Raw genomic sequence first — 16,084 nt, forward strand, 5'->3', positions numbered from 1 at the left:
CCTCATGAAGGGGAGAATCCGTATGGCGGACAGGGATTTCCGGCCGCTGCTGGCCGATCTGGCAACCGGCGTCTGGCGGCTGGGCAACAAGCTCGCCGACAACGACCCCGACGCGGACCCGGCGAAACTGCTGCGCGCGGTGGCCCGTCAGGTCACCTCGATGGCGGATGCGTTGGCCGAGGCCGGAATCCAGGTGCAGTCGCACACCGGCGAACCGTTCGACGGCGGCCAGTCGGTGCAGGTGATCGCGTACGCGCCCTCGTCCGCGGTGGACCGCGAGCGGGTCGCCGAGACGATCATGCCCACGGTGTACGCCGACGGTCAGGTGGTGCAGATGGGCCAGATCATCGTGGCCACACCGGAATCGGCGGAGCGGCAAGCGCCGGAACAGGACGAGTAGCATCGCGCGAACGACTCGGCACATGTGTGACTACGTTGCGGCACAACCATTTTCGGAGGAGATATGGCACGGTCGACGGTTGATTTCGGAATCGATCTCGGCACCACCAACAGCGCCATCGCCGTGCTGCACGGCGTCGACGCCGAGGTGATCAAGAACAACGAGGATTCCGATACCACGCCGTCGGCGGTGTGGATCGACAAGCGCGACCGGCTACGAGTGGGCCGGGCCGCCAAGGAGCGCGGCGAATCCGATCCGGACAACACCGCCTCGGAGTTCAAGCTGCGCATGGGCACCGCGCAGGAGTCGGTGCGTTTCGCCGCCAGCGCCCGCGAACTCACCCCGCAGCAGCTGTCCGCCGAGGTGCTCAAGACGTTGTGCGCCGATGTCGAGCAGCGGCTCGGCGAGAGTATCGAGGCCGCGGTGATCACCGTCCCGGCCGCCTTCGACATGAGCGCCTGCGATGCGACGCGCGCGGCGGCCGAGGCCGCCGGACTGCGCTTCTCGCCGCTGTTGCAGGAGCCGACCGCCGCCGCGCTCGCCTACGGTTTCCAGGCCACCGACGACAATGCCCGCTGGCTGGTGTACGACCTGGGCGGCGGCACGTTCGACGCCGCGGTGATCCAGCTGCGCGACGGCGAGTTCACGGTGCTCAACCACCGCGGCGACAACTATCTGGGCGGCAAGCTGATCGACTGGCGGATCGTCGAGGAACTGCTGATTCCCGCGGTCCGCGACGAATTCGGGCTGTCCGATCTCACCCGCGGGGCCGCGCGGTGGCGGCCGCTGGTGAACAAGCTCAAGCTCGCCGCGGAGAAGGCGAAAATCCAGCTCTCGCGCGCGCCGATGGAGCCGATCGAGGTCGAACTCGACAACGGTGCGGGCGGACGATTCGAGTTCTACTACGAGTTGCAGCGCACGGATGTGGAGCGGCTGGCCGACCCCCTGCTCACCCGTTCGGTCAACCTGTGCCGTAAGGCGCTCGAGGAGGCGCACCTGTCGCCCGGCGATATCGACAAGCTGATCCTGGTCGGCGGCCCGACCCTGTCGCCCTATCTGCGCGAACATCTCACGGATGCGACTCGGGGCCTGGGGATTACGCTGGACACCAGTCAGGATCCGCTCACCGTCGTCGCCCGGGGTGCGGCGATCTTCGCAGGGACACAACGGATTCCGCAGCTGAGCGCACCGGTGGCGGTGCCCGGCGGATTCACCGTCCAGCTGGAGTATCAGCCGGTCGGACCCGACCGCGAGCCGCTCGTCGTCGGCCGGATCGCCGGGACCGACGGCGCCGCGCTGGACGGCGTGGCCGTCGAGCTGGTCAACGCGGGCGCGCAGCCGCCGTGGCGCAGCGGCAAGATTCCCGTCGCCGACACCGGCGTATTCACCACGACGCTGTGGGCGGAAACCGGTCGCACCAACACCTTCGAGCTGGAACTCACCGATGCCGCCGGACGTCGCCGGGACATCGCCCCCGGCACGCTGACCTACACCGTCGGCGCGGTCGAAACCCAGCCGCCGCTGATCCACACGATCAGCGTCGGCCTGTCGGACAACACGACGATCCAGCTGATCGAGCGCAATACCCCGCTCCCGGCTCGGGCCCGTAAGCGCCTGCGCACCTCGGTCGCGGTTCATCACGGCGCACAGCGCACCGGATTGATCCGAATTCCCGTGCTGGAGGGCGAATATGCTCGCGGCGACCGCAATCGCACGATCGGTCACCTGGACATCACCGCCGATCAGATCGAGCGCAGCATCCCCGAGGGCAGCGATCTGGAATTGACCCTGGAGATAGACGCCTCGCGCATCCTCGTGGCGCGCGCCTATCTGCCGTATCTGGACGCCGAATTCGAGAACGTCATCGATCTGCACACCGAATCACGGCCGGACGCGAGCGCATTGCGCCGCAGCACCGAGGCCGAGTTGCAGCGGCTGGACCAGGTCCGCCAGCAGCACGACGAGTTCGGCAACCCGACCTCGGAGCTGCTGCTGAGCCAGCTGGAGCAGGAGCAGACAGTCACCGACACCCAGCATCTGGTGGCCGCGGCGGCCGCGGATCCGGATGCGGCCATCGCCGCGGAACAGCGGCTGCGCGATCTGCGCGCGGCGATCGATCAGGCCGAGGACGAGTTGCTGTGGCCGAGTCTGGTGGCGCGCGCGAAGGAGACGCTCGAGTACACCCGCGTGCGCATCAACGAACTCGGCGACGACATGTTCCGGCGCGAATTCGATCAGCACGAGGTGGCGATCCGCGAGGCGATCGACTCGCACGAGCCGGATCTATTGCGGCAGCGCACTTCCGAGCTGGCCGCGATGGTGCGGCGCATTCTCGATCGCACCGGCGAATTGCAGATCCTCATCTTCGAGGAGCTGATCAAATATCGCGCGGAGATGGTCGACATCGTGCTGGCCCATCGGCTGATCACCGAGGGGCACGCGGCGCTGGACGCGCAGGAGATCACCCGGCTGCGCACTATCAATGCCCGGCTGCGCACGCTGATGGCCGATCCGCCGCCGGAGCCGGATCCATTCAGCACGATCCGCTCGCTGTGACGATCCGCTCGCTGTGACGATCCGCTCGCTGTGACGATCCGCTCGCGATGACGTTCCGGATGCACTGTGCCCCAGTGTATCCGGAACACCGCCGCGTTCAGGATCCGATCGCTCCGACGATCCGATCGCGTGATATTCCGATCACGGCGACGATCCGGACACACTCCGCGCCAGCGCATCCGGAACATCCCCCTGGCGAGGGCGGGCCGAATCCCGTGCGGCCCGCCGTCGCTACTGCGGCGAGCCCAGGCAGAGATAGGTCTTCAGGAACTCGCCTGGCGACTGGTAGGAGTACGTGGCGATGACGCCGGATACGTTGTCGCACAGGGTGGACAGGTTCACGCTGCGTAGCACCTTGTACTTGGCGTCCGGGCCGGTGCAGGCGACGACCTGCACCTCGTTCGCGCCGGTCTCCTTCAGGCAGTCGCCGACCTTGGCGTTGTCCACCGTGCGCGAGGTGTCGGCGTCCTTGGCCGCCAGGCAGAAGGTGATGCCGTTGCCCAGCCCGACGCCGATACCCTTGGTGACCTTCAGCTCATAACTGTAGGTTTGCTCGGTGCCCTTGACGTCCTTGCAGGCCATGTTCAGCCCGATCATGCTCTTGGTGTCGCGGGCGAGCACCTTGTAGCGGGCGGTCGCGTCGGTGCAGTCCACCTTCTGTACGGACGAGCCGTCGCTGCCGGTCAGGCAGTCGCCGACCTGCGCGACGTTCACCGCGTGCGCGGGATCCGCGCCCTTGTCGCCGACGCACACGTAGCCGTCGTCGTCGCTGTAGTCGTATTCGGTGCCCGCGACGTCGATGCAGTTCTGGTGCGCATGACCGTCCCCGGCCCGATCCAGCACCACATATGCGGCGGCCGAATCGGAACAGGACACCTTGTCGAACGAGTCACCGTTCTTCTTCAGACAGTCCCCGTGCTGCACCGAGCCGCTGCCACTGCCGCATGCGACGAGGAATCCGATCGCCGGAGTCAACGCGAACACCACTGCGGCACAACGTATTACCGAGAGCACCCGCTCCCGATTCGAACCAGCCCGCCCCTTGCTCATGCCGACACCTTCGGCAGCCCAGCACAATCGGAGGTATTCGCGATCCACCTCGTCGCGACACAATGATGGAGATGCATTCGGTTGTAACCCCCGCGCTCTGATCCTCACCCGACCGAGTGAGGACGTCATCCTTATGGCACAAGAGATTACCGACCGCCGGTAGGCGACGGCCACTCAATTCACCGGCCCACCACTGTGACCGACCGCCTGAGGAGACGCGCTTTACACCGGACGATATGTTGACGAAAGACGTTGCGGGGAAATCAGTCTCGCAACGCACTGCGGAAACGGCGTTGGTAGGCGCGCGGCGAGACGCCGAAGTGCTGCTGGAACACCCGGTGTGGTGCCGAGTTCGTCACGGAACATCCGAGTGAGGTGGCGGGTGCTGAGGTGGGCGAGTTCGGCCAGCACGCACGTAGATCGCATCCGGCTCCACCCGGACGGACGGATACCCGCGGGCGAGCGTGCCGGCGTGTTTCCAGTGTGTCGTCGCCCGACGGCCGTCGAGCAGTCCCGCGGCGGCCAGGATGAACGCACCCGTGCAGATGGAGGCGATCCGCTGGGCCTGCCGGTGCAGAATCGCCGTCGCCTCGGTCAGCCGCGGATCGATCGGATGGGTGGGCAGCGCGTCGCCACCGGCCACCATCGCCAGATCCAATGGCCCGGCCTCGGCCGCGGAGGCGTCCGCGCTGATCCGCGTGCCGGTCGAGGTCGACACGTCGCGGCCGTCCGGCGAGCACAACAGCAGCCGATAATGCGGACAGAAACGATTGGCCTCCTGGAAGACCTCGCCGGGACCGGCCACATCGAGCAGCTTCACCCCGTCGAAGACGAGAATTCCGATGCGCCGCGCACTGTCCACTCACATCTCCTCATGTCCGGAACTGTGGGTTGTCTGGCGCGGATCACGGTGCCCGGAGGCAGCGTGTCGCGAGAGAATGACATCGACGGTAACAACCCCACTGACCAGGAGGCGAGCACGATGAACGGCACCGCGGAATCCATCTCCGGCATCGCGATACCGGACACGAAACTGGCGCGCGCGGCTACCGAGTTCGTACGCAACCGCACCACCGACCTCATCTTTCACCACTCCCGGCGGGTCTTCTGGTTCGGCAGCCTGCAGGCCCGCAATCGCGACCTGAGCTACGACCCGGAACTGCTCTACATCGGCGCGATGTTCCACGACCTGGGGCTGAACGAGCAGTTCCACCACAGCGGACGCCGTTTCGAGGTCGACAGCGCCGATGCGGCCCGCGAATTCCTGCGCGAGCACGGCGCGCCCGAGGACAGCATCCGCCGCGTCTGGACGGCGATCGCACTGCACACCACCCCCGGCGTCCCCGAATACATGGAACCCGAGGTGGCACTGGTGACCGCGGGTGTCGAGTACGACGTCCTGGGGATCGGTTATCACGAGGTCGCCGAGGCCGACCGCCTGGCGGTCACCGCCCTGCATCCCCGCCCGAACTTCAAGCGGAACATCCTCGGGGCGTTCACCGATGGCATTGCCCCCAAACCGGATACCGCGTTCGGCACCGTCAACGACGACGTCCTGACCCACTTCGTCCCCGGCCACCGCCACACCGACTTCGTCGACATCATCCAGAACTCACCCTGGCCCTCGTGAGCAGTCCCGACCACCGCCGCCGCTACCGGATGGAATGTTCGATGACGCCGATGCCGTCGATCTCGAGGCGCAGTTCCTCGCCGGAGGTGAGCCAGTGGCCGAGTTCCATGCCGCTGCCGCCGGGGAGGGTGCCGGTGGCGAGCAGTTCGCCCGGATACAATTGCTCGCTGCGGGAGACGTGTGCGACGGCCTCGGTAATCGAGTAGCGCATATCGCGAGTTCCGGTGTGCGCGAGGATATTTCCGTTGACGCTGACCGTGGCGGTGAGCTGGTCGAGGCGATCGGCGACCGCCGCGCCCGAGACCGCCGTGGCGGACATCGAGGAGACGAAGTGCTTGGACCGCTGCGGACCGAAGCCGGACCGCATTTCCGCCAATTGCACGTCACGAGCCGAGAAGTCGTTCACGACCACCACCGCGCCGATCGCGGCCGCGGCCTCCTCGACACTCGCGTCCCGCAACGGCGCGGACAGCACGACGCCGAGTTCCAACTCGAAATCCAGTGCGCGACTGTAAGCCGGGAACCCGACCGGCGTCCCGGACGGCACGATGGTCAGCGCATTCGACATGTAGTAGATCGGCTGCCGATACCACAGCGCGTTCGGACGAAACGCGGGAAATACCCTCCGCGTCAACGCTTCATAAACCTGCCCGACCCGATACCCGGCAGGAATGAACCGCCGAGCCATCCCCCGCGCGGCATCCACCGCATGCTTCTCGAACAGCATGAAATCCCGAAACGACACCGGACAAACCGGCAACACCACATCCCCGTCCCCCAGCCCCAGCCCTTCGTACCGCGCAACTTCGAACTCCGGCGTGAACGCATCAGGCATCACGAAAGCACTTTGGGCACTACCATTTTCAACGGATGCCCATCCGGAGCCAGTATCGATCTGCGTATCGATCCGCCGCTCACCGAGATCGAGCGTCCGTCGCATCCGAGGTAGTGGCGCGGACGACTCGATCGCCGACCCATCACTCTCATTGCTCATGACATCTCCGTTCTCGGCACCAGAGCCGGTCAGCTCGGTGTTCGCATCTGCCGAAACCAATCCCCGGGCATCGTACGTCCCCGGGTTCCGGACGATCTGAATCACCGGGCTACCCATACGCGAAGTCGAAGTCGAATGCACCAGCGCTGCAATGTAATCCGCACCCCGTCGATGGGTGTCAGAAGGTATGCAGCGACCGTTTCAATCCACAGGATCACCGGCGAGATCTCGGAGCAGGCAACCGGGGTCGCGCCACCGGCTTCCGCAACCCGATCGATGTCCCGCGCTAGATTCCATCAGCCGCGTATGCGTTGGCGCAGGAAGAGGGCGGCGCGGTCGAGCGCTTCACCGGCTTCGTCGAGTGCGTGGGTGAAGGACTGGAAGACGTGCGGGACCCTGGCGGTGATGTCGAGGATGACGTCGACTTCGGCGTCGGAGGCGCGCAGGGCGAGGCGGCGGGCGTCGTCGAGGAGCAGTTCGTTGGTGCCGACCTGCACCAGGATCGGGGGCAGGCCGGAGAGGTCGGCGGTGACCGCGGGGCTGAGCAGGGGGTTGCGGCGGTCCTGGTCGACGACGTAGAGGTTGCTCAGGTGATCGATGCTCGCGCGGGTGAGCAGGGGGTCCGCATCGGCCTTGGTCCGCATACTCTCGCCGGATCGGGTCGCGTCCACGCCCGGGGAGAACGCGACGAGCGCCGCGGGCATCGGAAGTCCGGCATCGCGGGCCGCGAGCGCGCCCGTGATCGTCAGGCCACCACCGGCGGAATCGCCTGCGAAAGCGATGGATTCGGGAGCGTGCCCCTGCTCGAGAAGTTCTCGGTAGGCCGCGACGACGTCCTCGACATCCGCCGGGAACGGGTGCTCCGGCGCCAGCCGGTAGTCCAGGGAGACACTGGGAATCCCGGTTCGAACCACCAGACTGCCGGTGAGGCCGAGGGCTGTGCGCGGCGAGCCGACGACATGCGAACCGCCGTGGAGGTACAGCAGGATTCCCGGGCGGGCGGCGGCCGCCGGAGCGACGCGGAGCGCGGGACGTCCGCCCAGCGAAGCGTCCTGTACGCCAATGTCTTCCGGCACCGGAAGCGCGCTCATCAGCTTCACGAAGTTGGCACGCGTCGCGGCGACGGACTCCTCCCATCCGACAGCGCCACCGTGCAGCTGCGCGTCGAGGCGTTCACGCTGAATTACGGACATCGTCGTTTCCTTCCCGAGTTGATTCCACTACAGTACATGCCATGGCAGATACTGCAAGGGAAGATCCCGACGCCTACGACACGTTGTTCGCGGACCTCGTGCGTGCCGAGACGCGGCTGTACAACGCGGTAGCCGAGCGTCTGAAGGCGCGGGCCGGTGTCGCGGCCGGGCACTTCGAGCTGCTGCGCTTCGTCCGCGACCACCCGGGCGCACGCGTCGCGGATGTCGCCTCGACCTTCGCGATCGGCGTCGGAGCGACCAGCAAGATCGTCGACCGCATGGAGAAGCAGGGCTGGATCGAACGCCGCCCGAATCCGGCGAACAGACGCTCGTCTCTGCTGGCGCTGACTCCCGATGGCGAGTCGGTCGCGTCCCGAGCCGAGCCCATCTGGCAGGCGGCCATCCGGGAAATCCTCGGCACGGCAGTCTCACGTGATCAGCTGGCGGGCTTATCCGAAGCCCTCGCCGCCCTCCGCTCGGACCTCGAACAACGCCATCTCGGACTCCCGACCGGATGAGGCGAGCCGTCTCCGGCGAATCTCTGAGATCACTCGAAAATCGGTATCGCACTGATCATCCGGATCAACCGCGGCCAATCGGCCACCTCGGCAGCGCCGAAAAGACCGACCCGCGGGAAATTCGAGCGGCATTCGTCCGCGCTCTGCGGGGCGGCGATGTCCCGATTCCGGGAGATCCGGTGCGGATGGTGGCCCAAGACACGGTGAGCGACCAGCGCTCGTTCACCGATTCTCTTGCAGCGCATCGATTCCCGCCTGTAGCAGCGGTTCGACCGTCCCGCCGATGGTCTCGAAACCCTCGCCCACGGTCTGGCCGTTCAAGTGCCGGAAGTGGATTCCCTCGCAGATCACCGCGAGTTTGAACGAGGCCAGCGCGACATAGAACCCGATATGCGCGAGGTCTCGGCCACCGCGTTCGCAATAGCGTTCCAGCACTTCGGTTTCGGACAGCTGGCCGGGTGCGGCGGCCGCGTCGTTGATCCCGGGCAGATCGAGTGCGCTCATCCGCTTGTAGACCAGCAACAGGCCGACATCGGTGAGCGGATCACCGAGAGTGGCCATCTCCCAGTCGATTACGGCGGCGATGCGGTCCCGATCGTCGACCAGGACGTTGTCCAGCCGGTAGTCGCCGTGCACGATGCCCGTATCCGACTGCACCGGAATATGTTTCGCGAGCAGAGCGTGCAACTCATCGGCAGCGGGCAGGTCCCGGGTGTACGAGGCGTCGAGTTGTTTCTTCCACCGCCGCACCTGACGCTCCAGGAAGCCGTCCGGCCGTCCGAAATCCGCCAGCCCGATCGCGGCCGGATCGACCCGATGCAGGGCGGCCAGAGTGTCGATCAGACCGGCCGAGATGGCTCGGGTGCGTTCGGCGCCCAGCGCTTCGAGATCGGCCGCGGTCCGGTACGGGGTACCGAGTATCCGTTCCATCACATAGAAGGGCGCGCCGATGACGTCGCCGTCCTCGCACAGCGCATACGCCGCGGGCACCGGGACATCGGTGCCCGACAGTGCGTTGATCACCCGATATTCCCTGCTCATATCGTGTGCGGTGGCCAGAACATGCCCCAGCGGCGGCCGACGCAGGATCCACACCGAGGTCCCGTCGGTGATCTCGTAGGTCAGATTCGATCGCCCACCGGCGATCAACCGCCCGCTCAGCGGCCCTGTCACCAGCCCCGGCCGCGCATCGCTCAACCACGTGGTGAGCCGTTCCGGATCCAGCCCAGGTAGCTCCCCGGCCGACGCCCCGTCACCCTGTTCACTCATCCAGGCAGTCTAGTGGCGCTGCCCATCGCCCGTTCCGGCTTCGCCGCCGAATCACCCCGTATCCGCTCGGGGCCTTGCGGCGGCTCAGCAGATCGCGGCGGCCGCGGCCAGGTCTCGCTGGTGCGCCTGCACGATCGGGACGGTCTGCTGGGCGATGTTCTTGACGGGTTGTGAACCACCCGAGGCCATTTCGGCATTTCCGGCTTTCGCCGCCTTTTGGTGACCGGCCAGTTCGGCCTGGATCCACGCGGCGTCGAAGTCACGTCCGATCCGGGTGGAGGTGTTGAGGATGGTCTGGTTCTGCTCCTGGGTCGGCAGCGTCGGCAGCTGGACGCCGAGCTGGTCGGCCGCGGCGGTGTCCATCTGGTCCAGCCGCATGTGGTCCGCGAGCAGCGTGGCGGACATCTCCTGGATCTTCGGGCAGGACGTCATCGCCTGTGCTCGGTAGCCGAGCGCGATCTCGGTGAGGTTCGTCTGATGGGCGGCGATGAGATAGTTCCTGTCCTGCGGTGGCACGGTGGATTCCGCATTCGCCGCGACGCTGGGCAGCACGGCCGCCGCGGCGCACGTCCCGGTGATCAGAATCCGGCGCAAGGCTGACATATCTCCTCCTCGTTCGGTTGTATTCTGCACGCGGATGCCCACACGCCACCCGGTTATTCACCCGGTCGCGAATAGGCGACGCGATGCGGGGTATTGCGGTACACAGCCACGACCGGACCCATTCGGATCCAACCAACGGAGTCGATAATGCTGCTGCGCAGAATTGCTCGCCCGCTGCTCGCCACCGCATTCGTGGTGGACGGGGCAACCATGTTCATCCATCCCGAACCGCTCACCGAGAGCAGAATCGCGAAGAAATCACCGACCGACCCGGCCCGGCTGGTGTGGGTCATCGCCGCGAGCCGAATCGGCGGCGGACTGCTGCTCGCACTCGGCGCGGCACCGCGAATCGCCGCGCTCACCCTGACCGCGACGACGGTCCCGGTTCTGCTCGCCGAACAGGAGTTCCGGTTGGAGACCGACCCGGACCGGCGCGCGGCGCGGGCGACCGCATTCGTCAAGGATGTCGGCCTGCTCGGGGGACTGCTGCTTGCGGTGGCCGACACCGAGGGCAAACCCTCGCTCGGCTGGCGCGGGCGACGGGCGGCCCGCGAAGCCGCGGATACGATTTCCGCCGCCCTGCCCTCGAAACGCGCGAACGGCGAGAACCTCGCCCGGCACACGCGCGACATCTTGGAACACCGCACGCACGATGCCCTGGAAACCACGCGGCACCTGGCCGAATACGCCCGCGACGAGGCCGTGGACATCGCGAACGCCGCTCGCCCGATACTCACGGGACCGGCTCGGGACCGCAGCATCGAACTCGCCGAAACCGCTCTTCGCCAGGGCGAACATCTGCTCGAGACCGCCCGCGAACGTGGCGCCGAACTCGCCGAACTCGCCCGGGAACGTGGCGCCGAACTCGCCGAAACCACGCGGGGTCGCGGGGCCGAACTCGCCGAGACCACCCGGGACCGTAGTGCCGAACTCGCCGAAACCGCCCGGGACCGTGGCGCCGAACTCGCCGAAACCGCCCGGGACCGTAGTGCCGAACTCGCCGAAACCGCCCGGGGCCGTGGCGCCGAACTCGCCAAGACCGTAAAGCAGCGCGTGCGCGGCTGACCGATCACGCGGAGACCATTCACGACGAGGGAATGCGGGCGATCACCACGCACCACCCTCACTACGAAGTTCTCGGAGACCGGGCCGCTGAGGTCCGGTCTCCGAGTTCACTCGACCGGCCCGCCGGTCACCTGACACGTCCGCGCGAAGCGGACGACGATGGGATAGCCGCCGAGCCCGGGATCGAACGAACCGACGTCGGTGGTCGGCGATTCGGCGAGGGTCCGCACGATATGCCAGCCGAATCCGTGCTCATCGATCGCGCCGCGCGTGGTGACGATCCCGGTGACGCGGGCACTGACCCGGCCGTCGTGGAGCGTGAGGTCGCACGCTATCGACGATTCCGGTGACGCGGCCTCGATCAGGTCGGTGGCGATCTGATCGATCGCGATCTGCAGGTCGGTGACATCGTCCAGTGCGAGATCGGCAACCAGCAGGCAGGTTTCGGTGAGTGCGCGCAGCATGATCAGTTGCTCACGTCGGGCGGGCACCCGAACACCCACTGTTTCCGCACGAGACGGCTCGACTATCCGCACGTCTCCCTCCTGGCTGTGCTGTGAGTGTGTTCACCGATCACATACCCGACGGTCACTCCGTGAAACGGGGCCCACAGCCGCCGCACAGGCTCATCCCGCACGAAAACAGGCCGTCCCGCTGCGGGACGGCCTGTTCGCGCAAGCTCGATGCGGCTCGTCCGGGTCAGTCGCCGTCGTGCTGGTGGGCACGTTGACGCTCCTCCTCGGCCGCGGCCTTGGCACGCTCCTTCTGCGCCTCGGCCTCCTTCTCGGCCGCTACGCGCTGGGATTCGCCCCGATTCTGCTGGGCTCGGCCCTCGCGCCGCAGTTCGTCATCGTCGACGACGGCACCGGCGGCCTCCTTGGCCTTACCCTTGACACCCTCGACAACGCCTTCCAAACCTTCACGGACACTGGTCTTTTCGTGCTCGGACAAGACATCCACCTCCAGAATGCCGGAATCGCTGACACCTTCGCCCTACCCGCACGCCCCGCACCGAAACACTCCTCCGGCAACAGACTTTTCGGGAGCGCCCGCGGTGGGTACTCCATAACCGTCGCCTGCACGTGGCAACGAGAGGATCCCCCATGGTCCACGAACCCATCGTGGCCGAGACCGGGCCTCCCCGGTCCCTCCACGGCCCCAACAGCTACGACGACATCGACCCGTGGTTCGACAAACTGGCCGGCTGCACCGCCGACGATCAGCACCGCGAGGAGATTCGCACGGAGATCATCCGGCTGTGTCTCCCGCTCGCGGACCATATCGCGCTGCGCTATACCGGCCGCGGCGAGAGTTATGAGGATCTGTATCAGGTCGCCCAGCTCGGACTGGTGCTGGCCGTGGACCGCTTCGACCACACGCGCGGAACATCGTTCCTGTCGTTCGCGATCCCGACCATCATGGGCGAGGTGCGGCGACATTTCCGCGACAGCACCTGGGCGACGCGGGTGCCGCGCCGGCTCAAGGACCTTCAGACGATGGTGGGTCCCGCCACCGAGCGGCTCGCGCAGAACCTCGAGCGGATGCCGAACGTGCGCGAACTCGCGACCGAACTGTCGGCCGACCTCGCCGACCTCACCCAGGCGCTGGTGGCCGCCAATGCCTACCGGTCCAGCTCGCTGGACGAGGTGGTCCGCGACGACGACAGCGACCACAACCCGGTCAGCGCCCGGCTGGGCGTCGAGGAGCACTGCTACGAGCTGACCGAGGACGCGATGGCCGTGCGTCCACTCATCGCCGAACTGCCGCCCCGCGAGCGCCGCATCCTGGTGATGCGCTTCTTCGAGTCCAAGACGCAGACGCAGATCGCGCGCGCATTGAACATCTCCCAGATGCAGGTATCGCGCATCCTCGCCCACACGCTGCGGGAACTACGCGAACAGGCGTTCCCCGAACCGGCCTGACCGCCTCCGCCCTCGCAGGCTCCGGCGCCAGCTTCGAAGATTCCGTGAAACTGTGGTGGATCGCCGGATAACGCACCGGCGGTCGGCGTGATCGGCAGTCCTCACCGGTTGGTCGTCACGGTCGCGAATGCCGCCCACAGTAGCGGGGAATCACACACCGATCGTTCTGCACGCCAAGCTGCCGAGCGTTCGCGCTGCCAGTGCATGAGTGCGGTGACGGGGTCGGGGTGTTCGTGGGCGGCATCGATGGCACAGATGTTCTCCTGCAAGGGATGTCGACCGGCGGACGAGGCCGCGAAGCGCTCGTAGGCAAGGTCGGTGGGTAGCGGCCAGCGGCCTGCCGTGACGAGTTCCGCGCCGCCGTTGAGCACGGCGGCGAGCAGGCCGAGCGTCTCGCCGAATCGCAGGTCACCGCCGCTCTCGCAGGCGATGAGTGCGACGCGACTGGGCATCGGCCACAGGTCGGGCCCGGTTCGCGGATCCCCGTCGAGGGTGTGGGTGCCCAGGATGAGGTCCTTCGCCGACAACGGCCGATGGGTGCGCTCCGGCGGGGCGAAACCCCGGGTCTCGGCGGCGCAGGCCAGGTGGAGCCGGGCGTCCTCGCTCCGGCCGGACTCCGGCGCAGCCGCGGTCACGTGGCCGACGTAGAGCAACCGAGATGCTCCGGCGTGCAACGCCTCGCTCAGCCACAGCCGATCCTGGTCCTGGCGGCGGAAGGCCTCGACCGGATCCGAAATCGCCGGTCGCAAGCGATCATTCGGAAGATATCGGCCGATGTGCTCGGCGAGCGGCAGCTCCGCCGACATCCGCCCGAGTACCGAACCCAGAGCGGAATCAGCGCGGAATCCGGGCACCCGTGGGTCCAGAACCACCACGACCGGCAGCTCGCGCGTCTGCTCCCAGGACCGCTCGGCAAGGCCGGGCGCGGGCGCCAGACCGGCCGGTGCGAGCTGGCTGATATCGGCGATTTCGAGCAGGCGCAGACCGGGATCCGGGGCCAGCAGTTCCCAGGGGATCTGCGCGGTCCGGGGCGAGGGCTGCACTCGGATATGCGGGCGCACGCCACGCGCATACAGGTCGTAGAGCTGGGTGGCGAGTCCGTACGGAAGGAGGGTGCGCGCGAGGGCTTGACCCAGCTCGTGTTCGGCGTCGTAGTCGGCGAATTCACCTGTGGTCAGCGACTTTTCGATGCCAGCGGCCGAGGCGCCCGGTAGGGCGTCGTGGACGCGGGCCACGATCGGATCCACCCGCGTTCCGGGGATCGCCGATACTCCCGCGCCGGCGAACTCGTCCTGCCAGCGCCACGACACGTACAGATCTCCGGCGTCGGCCATGCGCACCACGACCGTCGGCTGTCGTTCCTCGGTCACAGTGTCAGCACCCGGTCGTCACGAATACGGCGGCCATAACGGCGTTCGGCCTCGGCGATGTAGTCCGCCAGCACGATGCGTCCGCCGGGCTCGTACCGGAGTCGCGGCGGAGGTTGGATCGAGATCCCCTCCTCCGCAGCGACTTCCGCCAGCGCGGCAGCCAGGGCGAGTGCCCCGGCGAGCGGATCGGGTGGTTCCTGCGGCACCGGCATATCCCAGCGCTCAGCGGGTGCGCCCGGTTCGGGATCGGTGAATTTCACTGTGGCACCGGCGCATCGGGTCTCGATCAGGTCCGCGACGAGCCGTGCGTCCCCGCCGCGAACCGCGAGCCGGAATGCGGATCGCATAGCGGGTTCGGCGAGTTCACGATTCCAGCGGTGCCGTTGTTCGCCGCTGGGGAAGGTGTGCCGCACAGCGTCGATGGCCAGTGCCGACGGCACCGCGAGACGCAGCGCCTCCGCGAGCCGAAGCGTGTCGGGCCGGGTGTCGTCCAGCGTCGATTCGAGCAGCTGCGCATGCCAGAAGTCGACCTGCGCGCAGTGCAGGCCCAGCCCGTGTTCGGCGAATACCAGGAACGATTCCCTGAACAGCCGACCCGCCTCGTCGTGCCGCCCGAGCGTGAATGCCGTTGTCGCCAGGCGGATTCGCGCATCGGCCGCCTCCAGCACCGCGCCGGAGGCGAGGAATTGCGCGAGACCGCGCTCGTACAGTTCGTACGCCCGCACATGGGAGCCGTCCATTTCTGCGAGGAAACCCTGTGCCTTGAGGCCGATTCCGACACGCGGGCCCAATCCGGATCGTTCGAAGTAGGCCTGACTCGCCGCCAGCGGTTCCCGTGCCTCGTGTGCCCGCCCGGATCTGATGTGCATGAGTGCGAGGTTCTGCTGTGTTTCGGCGACACCGTTGTGATCCTGTGCCGTGGTGAACGCGTCGAGCGCCTGCTGGGCGAAGTCCAGGGCCAGCTCGCCACGCCCGGTTTCGAAGTAGGCCGCGGCCAGGTTCATCAGCGGGTGGCCGGCGGACTGCGGCGCGAAATGCCTTGCGGCATCGAGTGATTCGGTGGCGAGTTCGATCGCTTCCAGCCACCGCTGCCGATGAATCGCCACCGCGGTGCACGACAGCAGGCAGGCCACCCGCAGCAGACCCTGGTCCGGATCGTCCGTGAGCAATGTCCGTGCCTCGGTCAGCGCCGCCTGCGCTCCGTCGAGGTCGCCGAGGTGTTGCAGTGCTTGTGACATGTTGACCAGGGCGGTCGGCCGCATCGCGCCGGCGTCGCCGGGCATCTCGGCCAGAGCGGTCCGGAACCAGCTCACCGCGCTTCGATGGTCACCGAGCTCATCGGCCATGCTCGCCGCGTTCACCATGGCCGACAACCTGGCCCGACCCGATGCGGACTGGACGATGTCCTCGAAGATGCGCAAGGCTCCGACGGCATCGCCGTTCTGATAGGCGACTGCGCCTGCGTGGAGTAGTTCGCGTCCATCGGCTTCGGCATCGGTCATCTCATGGCTCCT

The 16,084-nt window shown here is 67.1% G+C and carries 16 protein-coding genes; 6 read left to right on the plus strand and 10 right to left on the minus strand.

Annotation, left to right across the window (positions count from 1 at the left end):
- The first annotated feature begins 22 nt into the window (after positions 1 to 22).
- Positions 23 to 400, plus strand: a complete 378-nt coding sequence (locus NM2_RS35095) for a hypothetical protein (RefSeq protein WP_067678131.1) — start codon at positions 23 to 25, stop codon at positions 398 to 400.
- A 63-nt stretch (positions 401 to 463) separates the two neighbouring features.
- On the plus strand, positions 464 to 2,956 hold the full coding sequence (locus NM2_RS35100; protein ID WP_067678134.1) for an Hsp70 family protein: 2,493 nt from the start codon (positions 464 to 466) through the stop codon (positions 2,954 to 2,956).
- Between the two features lie 231 nt (positions 2,957 to 3,187).
- Here NM2_RS35100 and NM2_RS35105 read toward each other — a convergent pair whose 3' ends face one another.
- Complete coding sequence (locus NM2_RS35105; protein WP_157121513.1) at positions 3,188 to 4,006, minus strand: LppU/SCO3897 family protein; 819 nt, start codon at positions 4,004 to 4,006, stop codon at positions 3,188 to 3,190.
- A 355-nt stretch (positions 4,007 to 4,361) separates the two neighbouring features.
- The gene (locus NM2_RS35110; RefSeq protein WP_067678141.1) at positions 4,362 to 4,868 is read right to left on the minus strand and encodes an AraC family transcriptional regulator; all 507 of its coding nucleotides are present in this window, start codon (positions 4,866 to 4,868) and stop codon (positions 4,362 to 4,364) included.
- Between the two features lie 120 nt (positions 4,869 to 4,988).
- Here NM2_RS35110 and NM2_RS35115 point away from each other — a divergent pair, with 120 nt between their 5' ends.
- On the plus strand, positions 4,989 to 5,636 hold the full coding sequence (locus NM2_RS35115) for an HD domain-containing protein (RefSeq protein WP_067678224.1): 648 nt from the start codon (positions 4,989 to 4,991) through the stop codon (positions 5,634 to 5,636).
- Positions 5,637 to 5,658: 22 nt separating this feature from the next.
- Here NM2_RS35115 and NM2_RS35120 read toward each other — a convergent pair whose 3' ends face one another.
- Together NM2_RS35120 and NM2_RS35125 are read right to left on the minus strand one after the other, a co-directional pair.
- Positions 5,659 to 6,471: a fumarylacetoacetate hydrolase family protein gene (locus NM2_RS35120; RefSeq protein ID WP_245718358.1), complete on the minus strand. Its 813-nt coding sequence runs from the start codon at positions 6,469 to 6,471 to the stop codon at positions 5,659 to 5,661.
- Between the two features lie 455 nt (positions 6,472 to 6,926).
- On the minus strand, positions 6,927 to 7,823 hold the full coding sequence (locus NM2_RS35125; RefSeq protein WP_067678144.1) for an alpha/beta hydrolase: 897 nt from the start codon (positions 7,821 to 7,823) through the stop codon (positions 6,927 to 6,929).
- Positions 7,824 to 7,864: 41 nt separating this feature from the next.
- On the opposite strand from NM2_RS35125, the gene NM2_RS35130 reads away from it, so the two are divergent.
- Entirely contained in the window at positions 7,865 to 8,341 is a 477-nt protein-coding gene (locus NM2_RS35130; protein ID WP_067678147.1) for a MarR family winged helix-turn-helix transcriptional regulator, read from the plus strand.
- A 222-nt stretch (positions 8,342 to 8,563) separates the two neighbouring features.
- Here the strand turns inward: NM2_RS35130 and NM2_RS35135 are convergent, their stop codons facing one another.
- The gene (locus NM2_RS35135) at positions 8,564 to 9,610 is read right to left on the minus strand and encodes a phosphotransferase family protein (protein ID WP_067678150.1); all 1,047 of its coding nucleotides are present in this window, start codon (positions 9,608 to 9,610) and stop codon (positions 8,564 to 8,566) included.
- 84 nt (positions 9,611 to 9,694) lie between these two features.
- Entirely contained in the window at positions 9,695 to 10,213 is a 519-nt protein-coding gene (locus tag NM2_RS35140; protein ID WP_067678153.1) for a DUF4142 domain-containing protein, read from the minus strand.
- Positions 10,214 to 10,360: 147 nt separating this feature from the next.
- Between NM2_RS35140 and NM2_RS35145 the strand changes: the two genes are divergently transcribed.
- On the plus strand, positions 10,361 to 11,278 hold the full coding sequence (locus NM2_RS35145; protein ID WP_067678156.1) for a DoxX family membrane protein: 918 nt from the start codon (positions 10,361 to 10,363) through the stop codon (positions 11,276 to 11,278).
- Between the two features lie 107 nt (positions 11,279 to 11,385).
- Here the strand turns inward: NM2_RS35145 and NM2_RS35150 are convergent, their stop codons facing one another.
- Entirely contained in the window at positions 11,386 to 11,814 is a 429-nt protein-coding gene (locus NM2_RS35150) for an ATP-binding protein (protein WP_245718359.1), read from the minus strand.
- A gap of 163 nt (positions 11,815 to 11,977) precedes the next feature.
- Complete coding sequence (gene mbp1, locus NM2_RS35155) at positions 11,978 to 12,229, minus strand: microaggregate-binding protein 1 (protein ID WP_067678228.1); 252 nt, start codon at positions 12,227 to 12,229, stop codon at positions 11,978 to 11,980.
- A gap of 152 nt (positions 12,230 to 12,381) precedes the next feature.
- On the opposite strand from mbp1, the gene NM2_RS35160 reads away from it, so the two are divergent.
- Positions 12,382 to 13,200: a SigB/SigF/SigG family RNA polymerase sigma factor gene (locus NM2_RS35160; RefSeq protein ID WP_067678161.1), complete on the plus strand. Its 819-nt coding sequence runs from the start codon at positions 12,382 to 12,384 to the stop codon at positions 13,198 to 13,200.
- Positions 13,201 to 13,301: 101 nt separating this feature from the next.
- On the opposite strand, the gene NM2_RS35165 is transcribed toward NM2_RS35160, so the two are convergent.
- A complete protein-coding gene (locus tag NM2_RS35165; RefSeq protein WP_067678230.1) occupies positions 13,302 to 14,534 on the minus strand; it encodes a CHAT domain-containing protein in 1,233 nt (410 codons plus the stop codon).
- 32 nt (positions 14,535 to 14,566) lie between these two features.
- Complete coding sequence (locus NM2_RS35170) at positions 14,567 to 16,072, minus strand: tetratricopeptide repeat protein (protein ID WP_067678164.1); 1,506 nt, start codon at positions 16,070 to 16,072, stop codon at positions 14,567 to 14,569.
- Positions 16,073 to 16,084: the final 12 nt, after the last annotated feature.

The organism is Nocardia miyunensis NBRC 108239, from assembly GCF_001613065.1.
In the GTDB taxonomy this organism is placed as follows: domain Bacteria; phylum Actinomycetota; class Actinomycetes; order Mycobacteriales; family Mycobacteriaceae; genus Nocardia; species Nocardia miyunensis.